At 76.0% G+C, this 18587-nt stretch carries 15 protein-coding genes; all 15 read right to left on the bottom strand.

Going from position 1 to position 18587, the window contains the following annotated elements; genetic code table 11:
* Positions 1-2: 2 nt before the first annotated feature.
* Genes ACSUPT_RS27960 through ACSUPT_RS27890 form a run of 15 tightly spaced genes read right to left on the bottom strand, consistent with a single transcriptional unit; the run spans position 3 to position 18586 of the window.
* Positions 3-1142 (bottom strand): hypothetical protein, encoded by a 1140-nt coding sequence (locus ACSUPT_RS27960; RefSeq protein WP_351964254.1) that lies wholly within the window; start codon positions 1140-1142, stop codon positions 3-5.
* Positions 1139-3229, bottom strand: a complete 2091-nt coding sequence (locus ACSUPT_RS27955; RefSeq protein WP_436946026.1) for a hypothetical protein — start codon at positions 3227-3229, stop codon at positions 1139-1141. Before ACSUPT_RS27955 ends, ACSUPT_RS27960 begins: the two co-directional genes overlap by 4 nt.
* A 3-nt stretch (positions 3230-3232) precedes the next feature.
* A complete protein-coding gene (locus ACSUPT_RS27950) occupies positions 3233-4591 on the bottom strand; it encodes a hypothetical protein (protein ID WP_399218344.1) in 1359 nt (452 codons plus the stop codon).
* Entirely contained in the window at positions 4588-6594 is a 2007-nt protein-coding gene (locus ACSUPT_RS27945) for a phage tail protein I (protein ID WP_436946025.1), read from the bottom strand. Before ACSUPT_RS27945 ends, ACSUPT_RS27950 begins: the two co-directional genes overlap by 4 nt.
* Positions 6591-8627, bottom strand: coding sequence for a putative baseplate assembly protein (locus ACSUPT_RS27940; protein WP_436946024.1), 2037 nt, complete (start codon positions 8625-8627; stop codon positions 6591-6593). The genes ACSUPT_RS27945 and ACSUPT_RS27940 overlap by 4 nt, the downstream gene beginning before the upstream one ends.
* The gene (locus ACSUPT_RS27935; RefSeq protein ID WP_436946023.1) at positions 8624-10564 is read right to left on the bottom strand and encodes a putative baseplate assembly protein; all 1941 of its coding nucleotides are present in this window, start codon (positions 10562-10564) and stop codon (positions 8624-8626) included. The genes ACSUPT_RS27940 and ACSUPT_RS27935 overlap by 4 nt, the downstream gene beginning before the upstream one ends.
* The gene (locus ACSUPT_RS27930; protein ID WP_351964248.1) at positions 10561-11055 is read right to left on the bottom strand and encodes a GPW/gp25 family protein; all 495 of its coding nucleotides are present in this window, start codon (positions 11053-11055) and stop codon (positions 10561-10563) included. The genes ACSUPT_RS27935 and ACSUPT_RS27930 overlap by 4 nt, the downstream gene beginning before the upstream one ends.
* On the bottom strand, positions 11052-11753 hold the full coding sequence (locus ACSUPT_RS27925) for a phage baseplate assembly protein V (RefSeq protein ID WP_436946022.1): 702 nt from the start codon (positions 11751-11753) through the stop codon (positions 11052-11054). The genes ACSUPT_RS27930 and ACSUPT_RS27925 overlap by 4 nt, the downstream gene beginning before the upstream one ends.
* A complete protein-coding gene (locus ACSUPT_RS27920) occupies positions 11750-12931 on the bottom strand; it encodes a phage late control D family protein (protein ID WP_361660248.1) in 1182 nt (393 codons plus the stop codon). The genes ACSUPT_RS27925 and ACSUPT_RS27920 overlap by 4 nt, the downstream gene beginning before the upstream one ends.
* 10 nt (positions 12932-12941) lie before the next feature.
* Complete coding sequence (locus ACSUPT_RS27915) at positions 12942-13613, bottom strand: CIS tube protein (RefSeq protein ID WP_351964245.1); 672 nt, start codon at positions 13611-13613, stop codon at positions 12942-12944.
* 4 nt (positions 13614-13617) lie between these two features.
* Complete coding sequence (locus tag ACSUPT_RS27910) at positions 13618-13797, bottom strand: putative phage tail protein (protein ID WP_351964244.1); 180 nt, start codon at positions 13795-13797, stop codon at positions 13618-13620.
* A gap of 5 nt (positions 13798-13802) precedes the next feature.
* Positions 13803-14321 (bottom strand): phage tail protein, encoded by a 519-nt coding sequence (locus tag ACSUPT_RS27905; protein ID WP_351964243.1) that lies wholly within the window; start codon positions 14319-14321, stop codon positions 13803-13805.
* Positions 14318-15832, bottom strand: coding sequence for a phage tail sheath family protein (locus tag ACSUPT_RS27900; protein WP_436946021.1), 1515 nt, complete (start codon positions 15830-15832; stop codon positions 14318-14320). The genes ACSUPT_RS27905 and ACSUPT_RS27900 overlap by 4 nt, the downstream gene beginning before the upstream one ends.
* Before the next feature lies 1 nt (position 15833).
* Positions 15834-16289: a phage tail protein gene (locus ACSUPT_RS27895; RefSeq protein ID WP_351964241.1), complete on the bottom strand. Its 456-nt coding sequence runs from the start codon at positions 16287-16289 to the stop codon at positions 15834-15836.
* A 32-nt stretch (positions 16290-16321) separates the two neighbouring features.
* On the bottom strand, positions 16322-18586 hold the full coding sequence (locus ACSUPT_RS27890) for a phage tail sheath family protein (RefSeq protein ID WP_399218335.1): 2265 nt from the start codon (positions 18584-18586) through the stop codon (positions 16322-16324).
* Position 18587 lies beyond the last annotated feature (1 nt).

Raw genomic sequence — 18587 nt, 5'->3', positions numbered from 1 at the left:
CGTCAGCCACCGCCGTTCGTCGCCGCGACGGTCGCCAGGACGAGGAAGTCGACGGCGCCGGGCCGTTCGACGACCTCGGCCGGGGCGGCCAGCGGGTCGTAGAGGCGGGTCCTGCACCTCACGCGGCGTTCCCCGTCGACGGCGGCCTCCACGGTGCTGACGAGCGCGGAGTCGGTGCCGGGCGGCGGGATGCGCGGTGTGAGCCAGACGTGGACGAGGACGCGGCCGTCGGCGACCTGCTCCGGGGCGACGCCGGGCGGGAGCGGCAGCAGCATCCCGTCCGTCGCGGTCCCGGACGCGACCAGGGTGCTGCCGGCGGGCATGCGGCCGCTGAAGCTGCCCTCGACGGTGAGGTTGCCGTTGGCCGCGACGGTCATCAGCGGGGCCACGGTGCCGCTGCCCTGGTAGAGGCCGAAGACCAGGCTCGGCTGGTCGCCGCCGGACAGGACGAGCGCGGGCTCGCCCTCCAGCGGGTCCGGGCGCGTCCGCAGGGTCAGCGCTCCGGACCGGGCGGCGACGGTGTCCGCCCGTACCCCGGTGAAGCGCACGCCCACGCCGCGCGCCTCGGCCGCCACGCCGTCGAAGTGGCCGTCGGCCCAGCGGACGTACCCGAGCAGGACGAGCCAGCGCTCCGGCGGTTCGGCGGGCGGGGCGCCGGGCGCGGGCGGGCGCTGCTCCTCGGCGAGCCGCTCGTCGCCGAGCCGCCCGAAGAGGATCTGGTACGACTCCTCGACGCGGGTGCGGGTGGCGCCGCCCGCGCAGGAGAGCGGCGCGGGCGCGGTGACGGGGTCCCGGTCGGCCGCGGTGAGGAACACCGGGTAGGGCTCGTCCGTCGGCTGGTCGGCGCCGTTGACCTCCTCGAAGTCGCTCTCGCGGAGCACGACCCGCTCGGTGAGGACGATCTCCCGGCCGGTGCCGTCGACGGCGAGGCCGGGTGCGACGCCGACCTCGACGTGGCGGGCGCCCGTCAGCGGGTCGGTGCGGGGCGTGGCGGTGAGGCCGAGCCCCTCGGCGACGCCCCAGTCGTGCAGGTGCCGGGCGTGCCGGACGGCGAGGCCGCGCGCGTACGCGACGGTGGCGGTCAGGTCGGCGGCTGCGAGGACCTGGCCCTCGTGGAAGGCGGGGCGCAGCGGGCCGGTCATGACGTCTCCCCGGTCTTGCGGCCGCGGGAGGAGCGGGTGCGGCGGGCCGGGGGCGGCGCGGGCTCGTCCGGGGCGGGGCCTCCGCCCGGCTCGGGCCCGCCTCCCGCGTGGCCTGAAGAGGCATCCGCGGGACCGGCTGCGGCGTCCACCGGACCCGAAGCGGCGCCCGCCGGGCCGGAATCCGCGCCCGCCGGGCCGGCTGTGCCTTCGAGGCCGGCGAGGCGGGCCTCCAGGCCCTCCGGTACCTGCCGGCGGAGCCCGGCGACCTGCGTCTGCGCGCTGCCCAGTTCGGCGCGCACGCCCTCCAGCGCGGTCGTCAGCTCGGTCACCCGGGCGCGCAGCGCGGCCAGCTCCCGCAGGCTGTCGGTGACTTCGGCGGGGGTCGTGTAGACCTGTTCGTGCAGCGCCTTCGGCGGGGTCTCGCCCGGTGCGGGGGTGAGGAGCAGGGACAGCATCTCCTCCAGGTCGCCGCCGCGGGGCCAGTCGCCGAGCAGGCCCTGCGCGTACGGTCGCGCCACGTCGCCGTCCGGCGGGAGTTCCGGCGGGTCGTGCGGCGGTACGGGCCGGCAGCACAGCCGTTCGGCCAGCTCGCGGAGCCGGTACAGCTTCGGCAGCCACTCGCCGTACGCCGAGCCGCCGGGCAGCACCTGCTCGCGGGTGGCCGAGCAGACCCGTACGACCTCGCAGCCGTCCAGCTCCACATGGGCGAGCAGGACGTCGGTGTCCGTGCTGTCGCCGCACGGCGGGTTGAGGGTGGCGCAGGCCGCGTCGGTCAGGAAGCTCCGCAGCGCGGCGGTGAGCGCCGCCCCGGCCTCGGCGGTCTGCCGGAACTCGGCGGCGGTCGCCGTCGCGGTGCTGTCGGACGGCGGCGCCGGGAGCGGCGGCGGCACGTCGACGGCGGCGGTCCGGGCGCGCAGCCGGCAGTCGCCGGTCTCGCCGGTCTGGTCGAGCCGGCCGAGCAGCCATTCGCGGATCAGCGCGAGGTCGGCACGGAACTCGGCCCGCAGCGCGTGGCTCAGGGGCGTGCCCTGGGCCAGCATCCGCACCTCCAGCGGCGCGTCGGGGTCGCCTCCGTCCGGTACGGCGCGGGCCGCCGTCTCGGTCACGACCGCGCGGGCGAGGGTGCGGCGCAGCGGGTCCGGCCAGGCCGCCTCGGGGTCGCCGGAGCGGAGCCGGTCGCAGGCGGCGCCCAGGGCGGCGCGGGCCTCCCGCACGCCGGCGAGGTCCGGGTAGGCGCGCCTGAGCCGCTCCTGTCCGGCCTCGTCGTGGGTGTCGTACCGGGCGACGGACGCGGCGAGCGCGCGGACGTGCTCGGTCATCTCGCGCGCGGCGGGCGGGGGCGGCGGCCCCTCGCCGCCCGCGTGGTCGCGCAGCCAGGCGAGGGACGCGGCGTAGCGGCGGGCGTCGGAGGCGTCGAAGCGGAACGTCCTGCCGGTGGCGGACGAGGCGGTGAACAGGGCGTCCAGGTAGCGGCCGAGCCGGCGGTCCCTGGTGCGGGCCCGGTCGGCGCGCGCGAGGTCGCCGACGCGGGCGAGGAGCCGGGTTCCGGGGTTGTGGCGGTGGTCCTCGCCGTCGTCGTCGCAGCGGACGACGAAGTGGAAGCCCTCCTGGACGCGGGAGGGCACGCAGCCGGGCGTGGCGCAGGGCTCCTCGGTGGCGTACGGGGCGACCGGTTCGACGGGCAGCTCCCGGTAGCGGACGTACAGGCCGTAGCGGCGCCCCGCGTCGTCGCAGTCGTCGCCGCAGTCCGTGCCGAGGGCGGCGGTGCGCCGCTCCCGGACGAGGGCGCGCACGTCGACCTGCTCGGCGCAGGGGACGACGATGTCGTTGCCGGCGCAGTCGAGGGCGTGGCCCGGCTGCACCGTCACCGCCCCGCCGCCGCAGGGGGCGCAGGTGACGGTGAGGCCGCAGACGACTCCGGGGCCGTACAGGGAGCGGTTGTGCAGCCTGCGCTTGGCGGTCGTGTAGTCGACCAGCAGGCTCAGGTCGTCCTCGGTCAGCAGCTGGCCCGCGAAGAAGCGCGGGCGCACGAAGGCGGAGGTGCGGGTGGCGTCGCCACCGCAGCCGCATCCGCAGTCTGTTCGCATGGGTCAGCGCTCCTTGATGAAGAACCAGCTCTCGAACACGTCTCCGCCGGCGCCGGTGCCGGACGTCCAGGGGCCGATGCCCGACGGCGGCAGGTCGCGGCCGTCCGGGCCACCGGAGGCGTCGGTGGCCCCGGCCCGCCCGATGAGGGGGACGCGCCCGCCGACGTGGGTGCCGTCGACCGGGCGGCGGCAGCGGTCGAGGAGGAACGCGGCCCGGACGGTGATCATGACGCGGTCGCCGTCCTGGAGCGTCTCCCGTGTGGTCTGCCGGTAGCGGAACTGCCGGGTGAACTCGCCGCACCCGGCGTCCGGTTCGGCGAAGGCGCCGCCCATGTACCAGGTGGAGGCGTTGCGTCCGCTGCCGCCCTCGATGACCTGGAGCTCCACCACTCCGGGCCGCAGCGAGTCGGTGCGCACACCGTCGGAGAACCGCACGACCAGTCCGGCGTCCTGGTCCTGGGTGCCGAGCAGCGCCCTGGCCTCGTCGATGGTGTAGGTGTGGCCGTGGATCCAGTTGACACCGGTGATGACGGTGGGCACGTGGCGGCCGAACGGGCGGCGGACGTTCATGTGGATGCTGCGGCGGGGCGGCGGGCGGTGCCAGTCCACGTGGTCGACGCGGGCCAGCCACAGGACCTTGTGCGGGCCGGGGGCGCAGCAGGTGTCGCAGCGGTCGTCGGCCGGCGGTTCGCAGCCGGTGACGCAGACGCGGAAGCACTCCTCCGTCCAGCCGTGGGCGCAGTCGGAGGTGTCGGCGCAGGCGTCGTTGTAGACGGCGCGGGTCGGTTCGACGGGCCGTTCGGCGTAGCGGACGCCGATCCACACCGTGTCGGTGTCGCGCTCATGGGGCGGCAGCGCCTTCCACAGGTCGACCACGTGGCCGCCGTGTACGGCGACCTCGTTGCCGTCGCAGTCCACGGCGAGGCCGGGCGTGATCCGCACCCTGGCGCGGCGCGGCCGGTGCGCCACGTCCTCGCCGTGCCCGTCGGCGCCGTCCGGCGCGGTTCCGGCGGTCGCGGACGGGTGCGGGACGCCCTCGGCCGGATGGGCCCCTCCAGGCTCCGGTACGCCTCCTCCGCCCGCGAGGCCGGTCCCGTCGACCGCCGGTCCGGTCGCGTCGGACGCCGTGCCGGAGTCGCCGCCCCCGGTCCGGCAGTCGTCGTCCGGCACCGGTTCGACGAACAGCCCGCACACCACGCCGTAGCCGAGGAGCCGGCGCACGTGCCGCTTGGCCTTCTCGCGGTGGTAGTCCTGTTCGCGCTGGAAGTCCCTGGCCGCCAGCATCTGGCCGTGGAAGTACCGCAGCCTGCGCGGTGGCTGCTCGTCGGACTGCGCGGTCATCGGTGTTCCCGTCTCCGTCATCGCCCCGTCCTCTCATGACACTCGTGTGTGCACGCCGACGGCGCAGGCGACTCCCACGCCCACCCCCCGGCGCGCTCCTGCGGGTCCCGGCCTGAGCACCGCGTCGCGGTCGAGCCGCGGCGGGCGGGCTCCGCCCAGCACGGGCGGCGGCAGCGGGACGAACGCGGTGTCCACGCCGACCGCGGACCGGGAGCCGGCCACGAACCCGGCGGTGCCGGTGCGTACCGCCCCGAGCGTGTGCGCGGGCGCCTGGCGCCGCACCAGGCGCCCCAGCGCCTCCGTGTCCGCCGGTCCCGCGGGCAGGAGCACCCGGAACGGTGTGCGTGGGCGCTCAGCGGATCGCCGTCCGGGTCGCCGTACGCCCGCAGCGGCGCCGCCCCGAGGGCGGAGCCGCCCGTCCGGAAGCGGCTCGCCGACCGGCCGAACAGCCGTACGCCGCCGAGCCCCCGCCGCCGGCCCGGCGCGGGTCCGGCCGGCGGTCCGCCGGAGCCGTCCGCGGCCCGCAGGGACGCCCAGGCGCGCTCTGCCGCCAGTTCCTCGACGACCGGCGTCACGCCGAACACGATGCGCACGGCCTCCCGCAGCGCCCACGGCGTGCCCCGGCGCCGATACAGCTCGGGCGCGGCGGCGAGCAGCGCGCGCCGGGTCGGGGCGTCCCAGCCGGCCTCGAACGACAGGCCCAGCAGTCCGGCGAGCCACGGCAGGACCCGGTCGGGGACGCCGTCGGGGTCGAGGAGGGCCGGGTACCGCTCGACGATCCGGTCGAGTTCGGCGAACGTGGCGTCGAACAGGGACAGGAACCGCTCGGTGAAGTCGTCCGCCGCCGGGTCCTCGCGGAAGGCGGGCGGCAGCAGGTCGGCGCTCGTAACGCGGGGGAAGTCGAGCCTGATCCGGCGGACGACGGGGGTGGCCGCGCCGTCGCCGGTCAGACGCAGCCTCAGCCGCAGGAAGCGGCCGGGCGGCTGGTCCACCAGGAAATCGGCGGCGCCCGGCGCCGACGACTGCCAGTCGCTCGGCTCGTACCGGCCGTCCTCGGTGACCACCAGGCCGACCGACACGGCGGTGCCCGGCGGCACGTCGGCGTCCACGCGGACCCGGTGCCAGCGGCAGCGGGACACGCCGCTGTCGATCAGGGTGGTGAGGTACGAGCCGTTCGTGACGTACGCGCCGGGGTGCGGCGGCGGGGTGGCGCGGGGTGCGCCCCGCCAGGTGTGGCAGCGCGTCACCGGACCGTCCGGGGCGCGCTCCGTCAGGCAGAAGCCGTCGTCGTCGGCGGCGGTCAGCGCGGACGGCGGCAGGGCCTCGGCCAGTTCGGCGAGGGTCGCGGTGCGAAACGGCCCGCGGGGGCCGCCCCGGTGGACGCGGAGCCGGCCGCCGTCGTCGGTGAGCAGCCACACGGTCCGCCCGGGACCGGTGCGCAGCCCCGCGACGTCGCCGCGGGCGCCGGTGCGCAGCACCCCGTGGAAGCCGCCCGCCGTGTCGTACCGGAGCAGGTCGCTGCCGCCCCGGCGGGCGACCAGCACCTCGTCGTCCGGCCCGAGCGCCGCCCACCGGGGGTGGCGTACGGGGATCACGCCCGCCGGCTGGGCGCCGTCGCCGCGCCAGACGAGGACCCGGTCGGACTCCACGACGGCCAGCCGGTGTCCGCGCGCGGCGACGGAGAGGGGCTCCCGCAGCGTGCCGGGGTCGCACGGGGGCGGCCACACGGGGGTGAACGCGCCGTCGCAGGGGTCGCGGCGCAGCAGCAGCCGTTCCCCGGGGACCAGCAGGTACCAGGAGCACGGTCCGCATCCGGGGGCGAGCCGCGGGTCGGGGAACCAGGGCAGCAGCTGCGCGCGGGTGGGGCCTTCGGGTGCGGCGCCCGGGTGGGCGAGGCGGACCCCGGCCGGGTCGTCGAAGCCGACGAGTCCGCCTGTGCCGGGTTCGCTCCCGGCGGGCGTCTCGTCCCAGCCGGTGTGGGCGTCGAGGAGGCGGAACGTGGCGGGGCGTGGGGCGCAGGTCATGGCCGGTCTCCTACGGGGATGAGCAGCGGGCGTTCCGGCCAGACCAGGTCGTGGGGTCCGATCGCGTGGTCGGCGCAGGGCGGCAGCCGTACGCCGTCGACGGTGAGCGAGAGCCGGGAGACGGCGAGGACCCCGTCGGCCGCGAGGAGGCGCCGCACCAGCGGGGCGTGCCGCACGGCGCCCCCGAACGGCCACCCGTCGCCGTCCTCGCCGCCGCGCAGCGGGTCCAGATGGAGGCGTACGGCGTCGCGTGCGGCGGCCAGGACGGCGGCGCGGTCGAGGTCCGGGTCGAGGGCGAGCCACGCCTCGACGGCGACCCGCCGGTAGGTGGCGGGGGCGGCGACGACGGTGACCCCGGCGGGGGCGGCCTCGCGGGTCAGGTGGTCGGCGACGGCCCGCAGCGTGGCGGCGCCGGGGACGGGCGGTTCCCCGCTGTCGTCGCCGGGCGGGACGACGAGGACGCCGACCACGCCGGGGATGGGGACGCCGGGGAAGTCGGGGTGCAGTCCGGGCACGCCCCGTGCGCGGGCCACGGAGGCGCCCGGCGCGCGGACGGCGAGCACGCCGTAGTCGGCGGGGGCGACGGCCCGGCCGCGGGCCCGCAGTTCGCCGACGCCGCGGCGTACCGCGTCGGCGTCGCCTTCGCCGTCGGTGCCGCCGGACGAGGGGAAGGGGTTGGTGACGCCGACGACGTGGGGCAGGCCGGTCACCGGCGCGTTGACGGCGCCCGCGCGGACGGCTCCGGCCGCGCCGCCGCCGACGCGGTAGCGGACGGCCCGGACGTTGCGGAAGCCGGGCGGTACGGCGGCGCCGTGAACGCCGTCGCCGAAGGCGACCTCGCCGGTTGCGTGGTCGACCGTGAAGACCCGGTCGTCGGCGCCGTACGCGGCCAGGCTCTCCACCTCGTGCCAGCGGGAGGCGGTGCCCGCCGTGGTGCCGAACACGTCGGCGCCCGGGTCGTCGTCGACCTCGATGACCACGGAGCCCTTCAGCACGGGCACCTGACTGAGCGTCATACGGCGTCCGCCGCCCGCCCCGGTGTCCTGGACGGGCTGCAGCGGCTCGTCGCGGACGGTGCGGGCGGCGGTGGCGGTGACCGTGTTCAGGCGCAGTCCGGTCAGCACCGGCGCGGGCCGGCCGAAGGCGCCGTGCGCGATCCGCACCCGCAGCCAGCGCAGCGGCGGCCGGGTGCGGGCGCCGGGCGGCCTGCCGGGCGCCCAGGAGCGCGGGACGCGCAGTTCGAGGGTGCCGCTCGTGCGGAACGCGGCCGTGGAGTCGCGGACGACCTCGGCGGGCACGAGCCGGGTCCCGTCGAGCACGTCCCACCGCAGCAGCGGCGCCGGGGACGGGGGCACCGCCGCGCCGGACACGGCGGGCGCGGGCGGGGCTCCGGCGACGACCAGGCCGAGGGTGAGGCGCGGATGGGGGGAGGCCGTCCCGGCGAGTCCGATCCACAGGCTGTTGCCGGGCTCCGGGTCCCGGCCGAACGGCGGGAAGGGGTGGCTCGGCCCGGCCGGTCCCGGCGGCACCGTCTGCAGGGTGCCGCCCTCCTCCACGGCGAGCGCGGCGAGCGTGGCGGGGGTGGCGTACAGGTCCTGGTCGGTCTCGAACACGGTCTGCCCGGCCGGGCCGGACGCGGCGCTCTGGAATCCGGCCGGTACGAGGACGGACGTGCCGTCGGGCGGGTTGACGGTGAACTCCAGCAGGACGGCCGCCGCCCCTGCCGGGCGCCGCCGCACGCCCGCCGTCGCCAGGTGCTCGGCGAGGACCTTCTCCGGCAGCCGGTTGACGCGGGCGAGCACCGGCTCGGCCTGGGTGCCGAAGAGGCGTACGAGGGCGACGCCGGCGTCCTGCCGGTCGGGGTCGGTCCAGTCGGGGGTGTAGCCGGCGATGCGGCTCCGCACGGCGGCGCGCACGGCCTCACGGGTCGCCTCGGTCAGCTCGGGCTGGACACCGGCGGGCGCCGGGCCGGGCACGATCCGGCCCTCGCCGTCCTCCCGCGCGGCCCTCTCCCACCACACGGCGCCGGTCATGCCAGTCCCTCCCCCGGTTCGACGGCGGGCACGATCCGGGTGTGGACCGCGCGCAGCACGGGCAGTTCACCCGGCCGGAGCGGCACGTCCCGGCAGGACTCGTCCGGCACGGCCCCGTCGAGGCCCACCGCGACGGCGTGGACGTCCGCCAGGTCGCCGAGCGCCCGCTGCGCGGCCCGCAGCAGCGCCGACGGCCGCAGCGGTCCGCCGAACGGCCACCCCTCGCCGTCGTCGCCGCCCACCAGCGGGTCGAGATGGCGGCGCAGCGCCCCGGTGAGCAGCGCCGACACGCGGGCCCGGTCGGCGGGGGCGCCCGACAGGTCGGCGCGAAGCTCCACATCCCGGTAGCGGGGCGCGCGGACGAAGACCTCGGCGGTGAGCAGCCGGGCGGCCTCCAGTCGGGCGGCGACCGCGCACAGCGTGCCGGGGTCGGGCACGGGGGCGGCGACGAAGTCCTCGCGGTCCGGGTCGTCGCGCGGAGCGGCCGGCACGACGTGGACGGTGACCGCTCCGGGGACGTGGGCGCACGGGAATCCGGGGTGTTCGCCGAGCGCGGCGTGGGCGCGGGCGACGGCGACGCCGGGGGTGGTGCGGGCGAGGGCGACATGGTCGTCGGCGGTGACCCCGCGGGTCACCTTGCCGAGGGACGCGGCCGCGCGGCGCCTGGCCTCGGCGACGGTCTCCGGGTCGGTGCCGCCTTCGGCGCGCACCACGTTGGCTGCGGTGAGCGCGGCGGGGGCCTCCTCGGCGGGGACCCAGTTGGCGGTCATGCCGCCGTTGCCGCCGCGGCCGCCGCCGACCGCGTAGGCGACGCTCACGTCGCGGCCCGGCCGGGGGATGCGGCCGGTGAGCCCGTCGCCGAACACGACGGCGCCCCGGTCCCGGTCGAGGACGAACACGCGGTCGGCCGGACCGCCGAAGGCCAGGTCCGGTGCGGGCCGCCACTCCTCGCCGCCGATCCGCACGCGCGCCTCGACGAGCTGCCCGGCGGCGTCGGGGAGGAGGAGTTCCTGGCCGGGCAGTTTGAGCCAGGCGGCGGTCTGGTCCCGGAGGTCGGCGCCGCTCGCGGTGAGCCACCGGAGGTGGCGGGCGGCGGAGGCGTTGACGGCGAGCTGGAGCAGGCGGGGCGGCGCCGTGTGGGTGGCGGCCGGGGTGGACAGGAGGACGCCGCAGTCGCGTGTGGTCCAGCCGGCGGGCGGGTGGAGCCGCACGATGCCGGAGCGGCGGAGCCCCGCCGTGCCGTCCTCGACCCTGGCGAACGGGCCGTGCAGAGCGGTGCCCGGCCGGAACCAGGACCAGGCCAGCTCGGCGGGGGGCGGCACGTCGTCGACGGCGCCGGGCAGCCACGCGGCAGCCGGCCCCGCCGTCCGGTCCAGTTCGAAGAGCAGGCTGAGCGGGCCCGGCGCGGGGTGCGCCCCGCTGAGCGGCAGGGTGAAGCGGACGGCCGCCGGGGCGCCGTCGGCCGCCAGGAGGGGCACGCCCCGGCGGGCGGCGAGGTCGGCGGTGCGGTCGCGGTCGGTCCACACCGTGACGTCGGCGCCTTCGGCGAGCGGGAAGACGGCCACGTCGTCGTCGAGGGTGAACACGGTGTGCCCTGCCGGGTCGCGGGTGAGCGGAGTCCCGGCGGGCACGACCGGGACGGGGACGCCGTCCTGCCGGGCGGTGAGGCGCAGCACGGTCGCCGCGGGCCGGGCGGGGCGGGGCGGTTCGAGGCCGAGCAGCCGCAGTAGGGCGACGACGAGGGCGTCGGGCACCTGGTCGAGCCAGTACAGGCGCTGTTCGAGGAGGTAGGCGAAGAGTTCGAGGAGGGTGACGCCGGGGTCGACGGGGGCGTGCAGGGTCCACAGGCCGTCCGACTCGGCGGGGATGCGGCGGCGGACGGCGGCCGTCATGTCGGCCCAGGTGAGGTCGTCCAGCCGGGGCGGGGGCAGGGTCACGGCACGCTCCCCTCGAAGCCGGCGGCGGGCGTGTGGCCGGTCGCGCCCGCGGGGCCGCCGAGTGCGGTGGGACCGGTGGTCCCCGCGGGGCCGCCGAGCGCGGTGAGGCCGGCGTAGTAGGGGAAGACCAGGTTCGCCTTGGTGTTGCTGCGCCGGATGCGGTAGACGACGGAGACGGTGATCCGGGTCGGGTCGTCCGGGTCGGCCTCGGCGCGGACCTCGTCCAGTTCGACGCGGGGTTCGTGGGCGCGTACGGCCTCGGCGACCGAGTGCTCCAGGTCGCGCAGGTTCTGCGCGCTGCCGGGCGCGAAGACCAGTTCGTGCGCCCGGGTGCCCAGGTCGGGCCGCATGACGCGCTCGCCGGTGCCGGTGAGCAGCAGGGCGCGCAGGCAGTGTTCGATGCTCTCCTCGCCGACGGCGTAGCCGAGCCGCCCGGACGCGTCGGGCAGGATCGGGAAGCGCCAGCCGGTGCCCAGGAACTCGTCGCTCACGCCGTCCTCGCCTTCCTGGACAGCACGGCCGGGGTCAGCGGCGGGGCGGGCGGTCCGGTGGGTCCGGCGGCGGTCGGGTGGGTGTGGGTGTTGAACGCCTGGAGCAGCGCGTTGCCGAGGACGAGGGGTTCGGTGGCGCCGCCGCCGAGGTCGATGGAGGGCGAGTCGACCGTCAGCCGGGGTGCCTTGAGGGTGATCTCGCCCTGGGCGGTGACGGTGACGCTGCCGCCGTCGGCGGCGGTGATGTGCAGGGCCCTGCCGGTGTCGTCGAGTTCCAGGACGTGCCCGGCGGCGGAGGTGATCCGCACGGCGGCCCGGCCGGGGGTGTCGTCCAGGAGGACCTCGTGGCCGTGCCGGGTGCGGATGGTCTTCTGGTCGCGTCCGTCCGTGCGGGCGGTGGGCGGCTTGTCCTTGCCGTTGTAGAGGCCGCCGAGCACGATCGGGAAGCGCATGTCGCCGTGGACGAACGCGACGAGGACCTCGTCGCCCTTCTCGGGTACGAAGAGGGTGCCGTAGCCGCCGCCCGCGTAGGGCTGGCTGACGCGGACCCAGTCGGTGACGGTGACGTCGTCGAACCAGGGGAAGCTGAGCTTGACCCGGCCCTCGTCGTCGCCCTCGTTCTCCACGACGAGGGCCTCCACGACGCCGTAGTACCGCTTGTCGGTGCTGCGGGCCCGCGGTGTGGTCCTGATGGTCACTGGTCCCCCTGGTGGATGCGCCGTCCGGTGAACTGGGTGAAGAACCCGCTGGTGTTGAGGGTGTGCTCGACGCGCTTGACGAAGTACATGCCGGAGAAGCGGCGCCCGAGGCCGTGGATCTCCAGGTTGTCGCCGGGCCGCAGTTCGGGCAGGCCGGCCACCTTGCCGGTCGCGGTGATGAACTCGTAGGCCCGCTCCCGCAGGAGGCTGACGGCCAGGGCGCGGGCCTCCTCGTCGCTGCCGACGGGGGCGTCGACGACGACCTCCTGGCGTCCCTGGAGGGTGGACTCGGCGACCTGGGGGCCGCTCTGGCCGTCGGCGGTGTTCTGCCCGGCCGGCAGGTTCTCGGCGGTGGCGGTGTACGCGATCGCCTGCTTCGCGCGCGGATCCCAGCCGCGTACGGTGACCTTGCTGACCTGCTGGGACACCGTCAGCGTCGGGGTGAACTCCATCAGGTTGGGGATCAGCCCCTGGGGCCGGTCGGTGGGGCCGGTCGACAGGCCGGGCGCGTACGCGAGCCGGTACACGCGGATGGGCCGGGCGTCGCGCCCGTCGGTGGGCTTGACGAAGTAGAGGGTGTCCTCGCCGGTCACGGGGTCGGGCAGGATGTGGCAGTCGAAGTCGAGGCGCTTGGCCCGTTCGAGCAGGAACGTCGCGTCGTCCTGGTTCTTCTGCACCACCCGCTCGTGGACGGGCCCTTCGCGGGTGACCTCGATGCGCAGGTGGTTGCGCCGGGCGATCTGCTCGGCGATCCGCCAGTCGGGCAGGTCGCGGTAGATCTTCACCTCGTTCCCGGTGGGTTTGCGGTCCTTGAGCCGCAGCAGTCCGTCGACGCCGCTGACCTGGACGGTCGGGGACGCGCTCTCGGTGAACCGGGGGCTGAGCGTGGAGATGGTGCCGGTGGCGACGGTGAGCAACCGGTCGGCGTAGCCGAGCCGTACGGAGACCCGGCCGCCGAGCCGGAGGCGGGGCGAGTCGCTGTGCTTGAACCGCAGGTTCACGTCGTCCCAGTTGTTGAGCGTCAGGTCGAAGCCGGACATCTCGTCGATGTCCCGGTTCACCTTGATGTCGATGATGTCGTTCTTGGTGGACGGGTCCATCTCCAGGCCCTCGATGCGCACGTCGAACTCGGGCGCGTACCGGTCGGGCGAGGCGACCTCGGGGGCGGGGCTCCTCATCGCGCGCTCCTCACGGCAGCCGGGGCACGGTGAGCACCCGGCCCGGCCGCAGGTCCCTGGGGTCGGTGATGCCGTTCGCGCGGGCCAGTTCCCGCCAGGCGTCGGGCCGCCGGTAGAGGGTGCCGGCGATGGAGCTGAGGGTGTCGCCGCGGCGCACCACGTAGCTCTTCTCCACGGTGGGCGAGGAGCGCGGGCGTTCGGCGACCTGCGCGGCGGCGGGGCGGAACTCCTTGAGGGTGAGGTCGAGCATCGCCCGCAGGGGTACGCCGTCGGGCCGGAACAGCTGGTAGGCGACGTCGAGTTTCTCCACGACGCCGGTGAAGACCTCCTCGTCCCACACGAACCGCACGACGGGCGGGGCGTGTTCGCGGCTGTCGGGGCGCAGCAGGTTCCGTACGGCGTCGACGTACGCGGCCCGCACGTTCTCCAGCGTGTCGGAGGTGTCGACGAGCGCCTGGACGGTGAGCGTCTCGGTGCCGCCGCGCACGTACTGCAGGGGCGGGGTCTCCAGGCCGGGGATGGTGACCTCGGCGAAGGTGTTGCTCTTGCTCAGCTTGTAGTCGGTGGGGTTGAAGCGGAGGGGGATGCGCCGCCTCCGCTCGTCGGCGATGACCGGCCGGACGATCTCCAGGCGGGCGCGGGCGGAGCCCTGGCGGGCGAGGGACACGGGCGTCACGTTCACTGGGTCAGCCCTCCCCGTCGCCGAAGCGGCGTTCGGCGTCGGTGCGCCGGGCCCGGTCGCAGGCGTCCTCGTACAGCTTCGCCCAGGCGCGGATGTGCTGGTTGAACAGGCGGGTGAACACGGCACCGTCGTCGCCGTCCACCTGGAAGCGCACTTCGAGATGGTGAATGGTCACCTTCGGCACGCCGGTCACCTCCCTCGGTCCGGTCGCGGCGGGAAGTCCGCCGCGGTGTCCTGCGCGACCCTGGTCAGCCCCTCGTGGGCGATCTCCAGGGACTCGACGGCGATCGCGTTCTGCTCGGCGTGCAGGTCGGGGCCGGTCCACTTGGCGGCCAGCCCGCCGTGGAAGGCCCAGGCGGCGCCGGGCACCCCGTCCGGGCCGAGGACGATCACCGCGCCGTCGCGGCGGGCGCCCAGCGAGTCGGCGAGCCCTGCGCGGTACCAGGCCCACAGGCCCGGGTCGCGTACGACGCCGCGCTTGAGGGTGATCCGGTTCCACGTGTGGCGTACGGGGAGCTGGTGCACCGAGTCGTTGCGGCCGCCCTCCGGGTAGGCCGTCACCTCCAGCTGCGCGCCGAGCCCGGTGACCTCCTGGAACGCTCCGGCGGCGACCAGCGGCAGCAGCAGGGCCTGCGCGGACGGCAGATACGCGTCGCCGGGATCGAGGGTCACCAGGAAGCGGTACTTCGGCAGCGGGTCCTCGTTCACGCCTCGATCACCTCCAGGCCCCGGTCCTGGCCGAGGACGAGGCGCAGCCGGATGAACTCCATGGGCACGGCGGGGGCGACCTCGACCTCGCAGACGAGCCGCCCCGGGTCCTGACCGGGCGGGTTGTGGGTGTCGTCGCACGCGACGCGGAACGCCTGCTCGGGGCGCGCCCCGGCGAGGGCCCCGGAGCGGAACGCGGACAGCAGCACCGAGGTGATCGCCCGGACGAGGGTCAGGCGCAGCTCCGGCGAGTTGACCTCGAACACGAGCGGCCCGGCCGCCCTGCGGATGGCGCGCACCAGCAGGTGCGTCAGGCGCCGGTGGGCGATGTGCCGGTGGCGCGGGTCGGCGGACAGGGTGCGGCCGCCCCAGACGACGAGCCCCCGGCCGCGGGTGCAGCGCACCAGGTCGACACCGGCGTCGAAGAGCCGCGCCTGCTGCGGCTCGGGCAGTTCGGCCGCCAGGTCGACGGCCTCCAGGATCACGGCGTTGGCGGGCGTGTGGTGGGCGCCGCGCTCCGCGTCCAGCCGGGCGATGACGCCGAGGACGTGCCCGGACGCGGGGACGGCGCGCGTCCCGTGCCGGTCGGGGACGCGCAGGCCCGGGTGGTAGACGGCGGCGCAGCCGAGGAGCGCGGCGTCGCCGCCCGCGGTGAGCGTCCCGGCCCAGGCGACGGCCTCGTCGACGGAGGCCAGCGCGGGCGGCACGTCGAGGACGGCGAGCCGGTCGTGGAGCGGGGCGATGGTGCGCAGCAGCGTGAGCACCACCTCCGTGTGGGCGTCTGCGGCCAGGTCGGTGCCGAGGTCGGGGAGCGCGACGAGCGCCGGTTCGGGCAGCTCGGCCTGGAGGGCGACGGCGTCCTCGTAGGCGTCGCGTGCGGGGGGCAGGTCGGTGCCTCCGCCGAGGGTCATGTCCCAGGAGCGCGAGATGGGGCCGGGCAGGCCGGGCGGTGGCGGCGGGCCGTCCGGGACGAGGCGGATGTACCGGGACGCGGCCATCCGGTCGGCGAGTCCGGGCAGCGGCAGGCCGGGGAAGATCTCGGGCGGTTCGCCGGGCACGGTGACGCGGACGCTCACGGTGGGCGGCCCGGCGACCGTGCTGGCCTGGTAGCGGATGGCGACCCGGCCGCCGTTGGCCCAGGTGCCGGGGCTGGTGGCGACCACGTGGCAGCGTTCGGCGGGCAGTCCGCTCAGCGGGCCGGCCGTCCAGGCCGCGCGGGCCGTCGCGGCCGGTCCGCAGACCCGCACCACCCAGGCGGTGCGGCCGCCGTTCTCGAAGAACCCGCGCAGGGCGTACGGGGTGGCGTGGCCGCCGCCCTGTCCGGGGGCCGCGCCCTGGGGCGGGCCGAAGGCGGCCACGACGTCGTTCCAGTTCTCCACCCGTACCGGGGCGCCGACCGGGCCCCGGCGGAGCCGGCCGAGGAACACCGCCACGTCGGTGCGCAGCGGCTCCGCCCCGTCGCCGCGCGGCGCGGACGTCAGGGACACTCCGGGAAGGGCTTCACCGGCCATGTCAGACGTCGATCTCCAGCTTCTCGACCGCGAGGACGAGCGTCTCCATGGCGATCTCGTTCTTGGTGGCGCTCAGCGTCGGGCCGGTGTACTTGGTGGGCCAGGCGCGGTCGAAGTTCCAGCGCATGGCCTCCTGCCGGTTCTCGTCGAGCAGCACGATCGAGCCGGAGGTGCGGCGCACCTTGCCGTTGAGCGCTTCGACGATCCAGTTCCAGAAGCCGACGTGGCCGGTGACGCCGCGCTTGAGGGTGATGTTGGTGAACTTCTTCAGCCCGGGGATCTTGCGGACGGTGATGTCCTCGCTGCCGTTGCGGTACTCGATGGGCGGGATCTCCAGCTCCAGTCCGCTGACCTCGGTGAAGGAGCCGCTGACCGCGACGCCGTCGTCGCTGACGTTGGTGACGATGAGCTGGAAGTTGTAGGACGCGTACGGGTCGTCCCTGGTCACGGGCGGCATGGCGGCCCCCTCCTCGTTCCTCGGTCGGGTGCTCAGGTGGTCGGGGTCTCGCGGGTCCTCTGCTGGATCCGGAAGATCACGAACTCGGCGGGGTGGACCGGCGCGACGCCGACGACGCAGATGAGGCGGCCGTTCGCCAGGTCGTCCTCGGTCATGGTGGTGCGGTCGCAGGCGACGAAGAACGCCTCGTCGGCGGTGGTCCCGGCGAGGGCGCCGCCGCGCCACACGGTGGTGAGGAAGTTGCCGACGGTCTGGCGGACCAGCGCCCACAGCGACTCGTCGTTGGGTTCGAAGACGACCCACTGGGTGCCCTCGTCGATGGACTCCTCCAGGTAGAGGAAGAGCCGCCGGACGTTGACGTACTTCCAGGAGCTGTCGGAGGACAGGGTCCGCGCGCCCCACACGCGGTGGCCGAGCCCGGGGAAGTACCGCAGCGCGTTGATGCCCTTGGGGTTGAGCAGGTCCTGGTGGCGGCGGGTGATGTCCTGGGCGAACCCGTCGGTCTGCCGGATCCCCCGTACGACGACGTTGGCGGGCGCCTTGTGGACGCCGCGCTCCACGTCGACGCGCGCGTAGATGCCGGCGATGTGGCCCGACGGCGGCACCTCGACGTCGCGCTGGGTCGCGGGGTCGCGGGTGACGAGCCAGGGGTGGTAGAGGGCGGCGTACTTGGTGTCGAACGGCTCGCGGAACGCCTGGATGCCCTCCATGTCGAGGCCGTCGCGCGGGTCGAGGATCGCGAACCGGTCCTTCAGCAGCTCGCAGTGGGTGACGAGGGCGGACTCGACGGTGCCGGACCACATGCCGGGCACCGCGCAGACGGCCACCTCGTCGATGTCCTCCAGGGCGACGATGCCGGTGCGCCGCCCGCTGCCGCCGTCGGTGCCGGTGAAGTCGGCCACGGTCAGCGACTCGTAGGCGTCGTCGCCGTCGGAGAGGGTCAGCCAGGAGCCGACGGCGGGCACCGGGAAGCGCGCGGGGTCGGTGGACAGGTCGGGCAGGGCGGTGGCGCGCACCAGCTGCGAGCGGGCGGCCAGCGCGGTCACGAGGTCCGCCGGGCCGTCGCCGGTGAGCCGCAGCCCGGGGAAGTTCTCGGTGACGGTGGCTCCGCCGGGGTCGGTGAAGCGGGTGGCGACCTCGGCCTCGACCAGGTGGACCCGGTCGGTCTCGAAGAGCGTCCCCGGTACGTCGCGGTCGAAGGTGACGGTGTCGCCGCCGGCCGTCTCGACGGTGAGGCAGGTCAGTGCGGTGCCGTCGTCGACCTGGACGACGGCGCCCGCGTACAGCCTGCCGGCGCCGCCGACGCGCAGGGTCCGGCCGGGCGCGGTGGTGCCCCTGCGGACCCGGCGCACCGTCAGGCCGCTCTCCCACGCGGGGTGGGCGGTGCCCGCCGGGAGGGTGAGGGTGACCCTGCCGTCGGCGACGGGCCCGACCTGGACGGGGAAGCGGGCGGCGCCGATCTGCGCCCACACGTCGTCCGGGAGTTCAGCGGGGTCGAGTCCGGTGACGGCGGCCACCTCGACGGTGGTGCTGTCCTCGGGCGCGTCGGCGACGAGGCGGGTGACGAACAGCCCGCCTTCCGCCGGTTCGGGCAGGACCGGCAGGACGGCGCCCACCACGGGCTGGACCCGCACCTGGACGCCGCCGCCCCAGGAGCCGGGGCTCACGGCGGAGAACCGCAGCGTCGCTCCGGTGCCGCGCTCCCCCACCTGGACGTAGTCGCCGCGCGAGGCGCGCACCTCGGCGGGCAGCGGCTGGTCGAGGGTGACGCTGCGGGTGGCCGTCTCGTACGCGGAGACCGTCGCCGTGTGGACGGCGCTCCGGTCGTCGCCGCGGAACACCTGGAGCTGCTGCCCGACGCCGGTGAAGCCGATCAGATGGCCGAGCCGCAGCCGGGTCTCGCCGCGCGCGGCGTCGGCGGCGACGTGGCTGACCAGGCCCTGGCCGAGGACGCCGGAGGCCGCCCTGGCTCCGCCGCTCGCCACGCGCTTGACGTACAGGCGCCGTCCGCCGTTGTCGAAGAATCCCTTGACGGCCAGGGGGAACAGCCACCAGCGGCCGCCTTCCGCGTGGTCGCCCGCCCAGGCGTCGCGTACGGACGCCTCCGGCTCGGGCAGGAAGCCGCCGAAGAGGTTCTGGAACTCCAGGAAGTTGGTGACGAGTTTCGGCTTGCCGGTGTACGGGCCGCGAGCGGTGACCCCGACCATGCCGGCGGTACTGGTGCTCACTCCCGCGATCGGCCGCGGCCCCGCGTCGATCTCCTCCACATAGACGCCGGGACTCAGGTACTCGGCCATG

It is taken from the genome of Streptomyces sp. SudanB25_2051 (genome assembly GCF_964272635.1).
Taxonomy (GTDB): domain Bacteria; phylum Actinomycetota; class Actinomycetes; order Streptomycetales; family Streptomycetaceae; genus Streptomyces.
The sequence above is the reverse complement of the archived record's forward strand: the minus strand, read 5'-3'. Positions and strand labels throughout refer to the sequence as shown.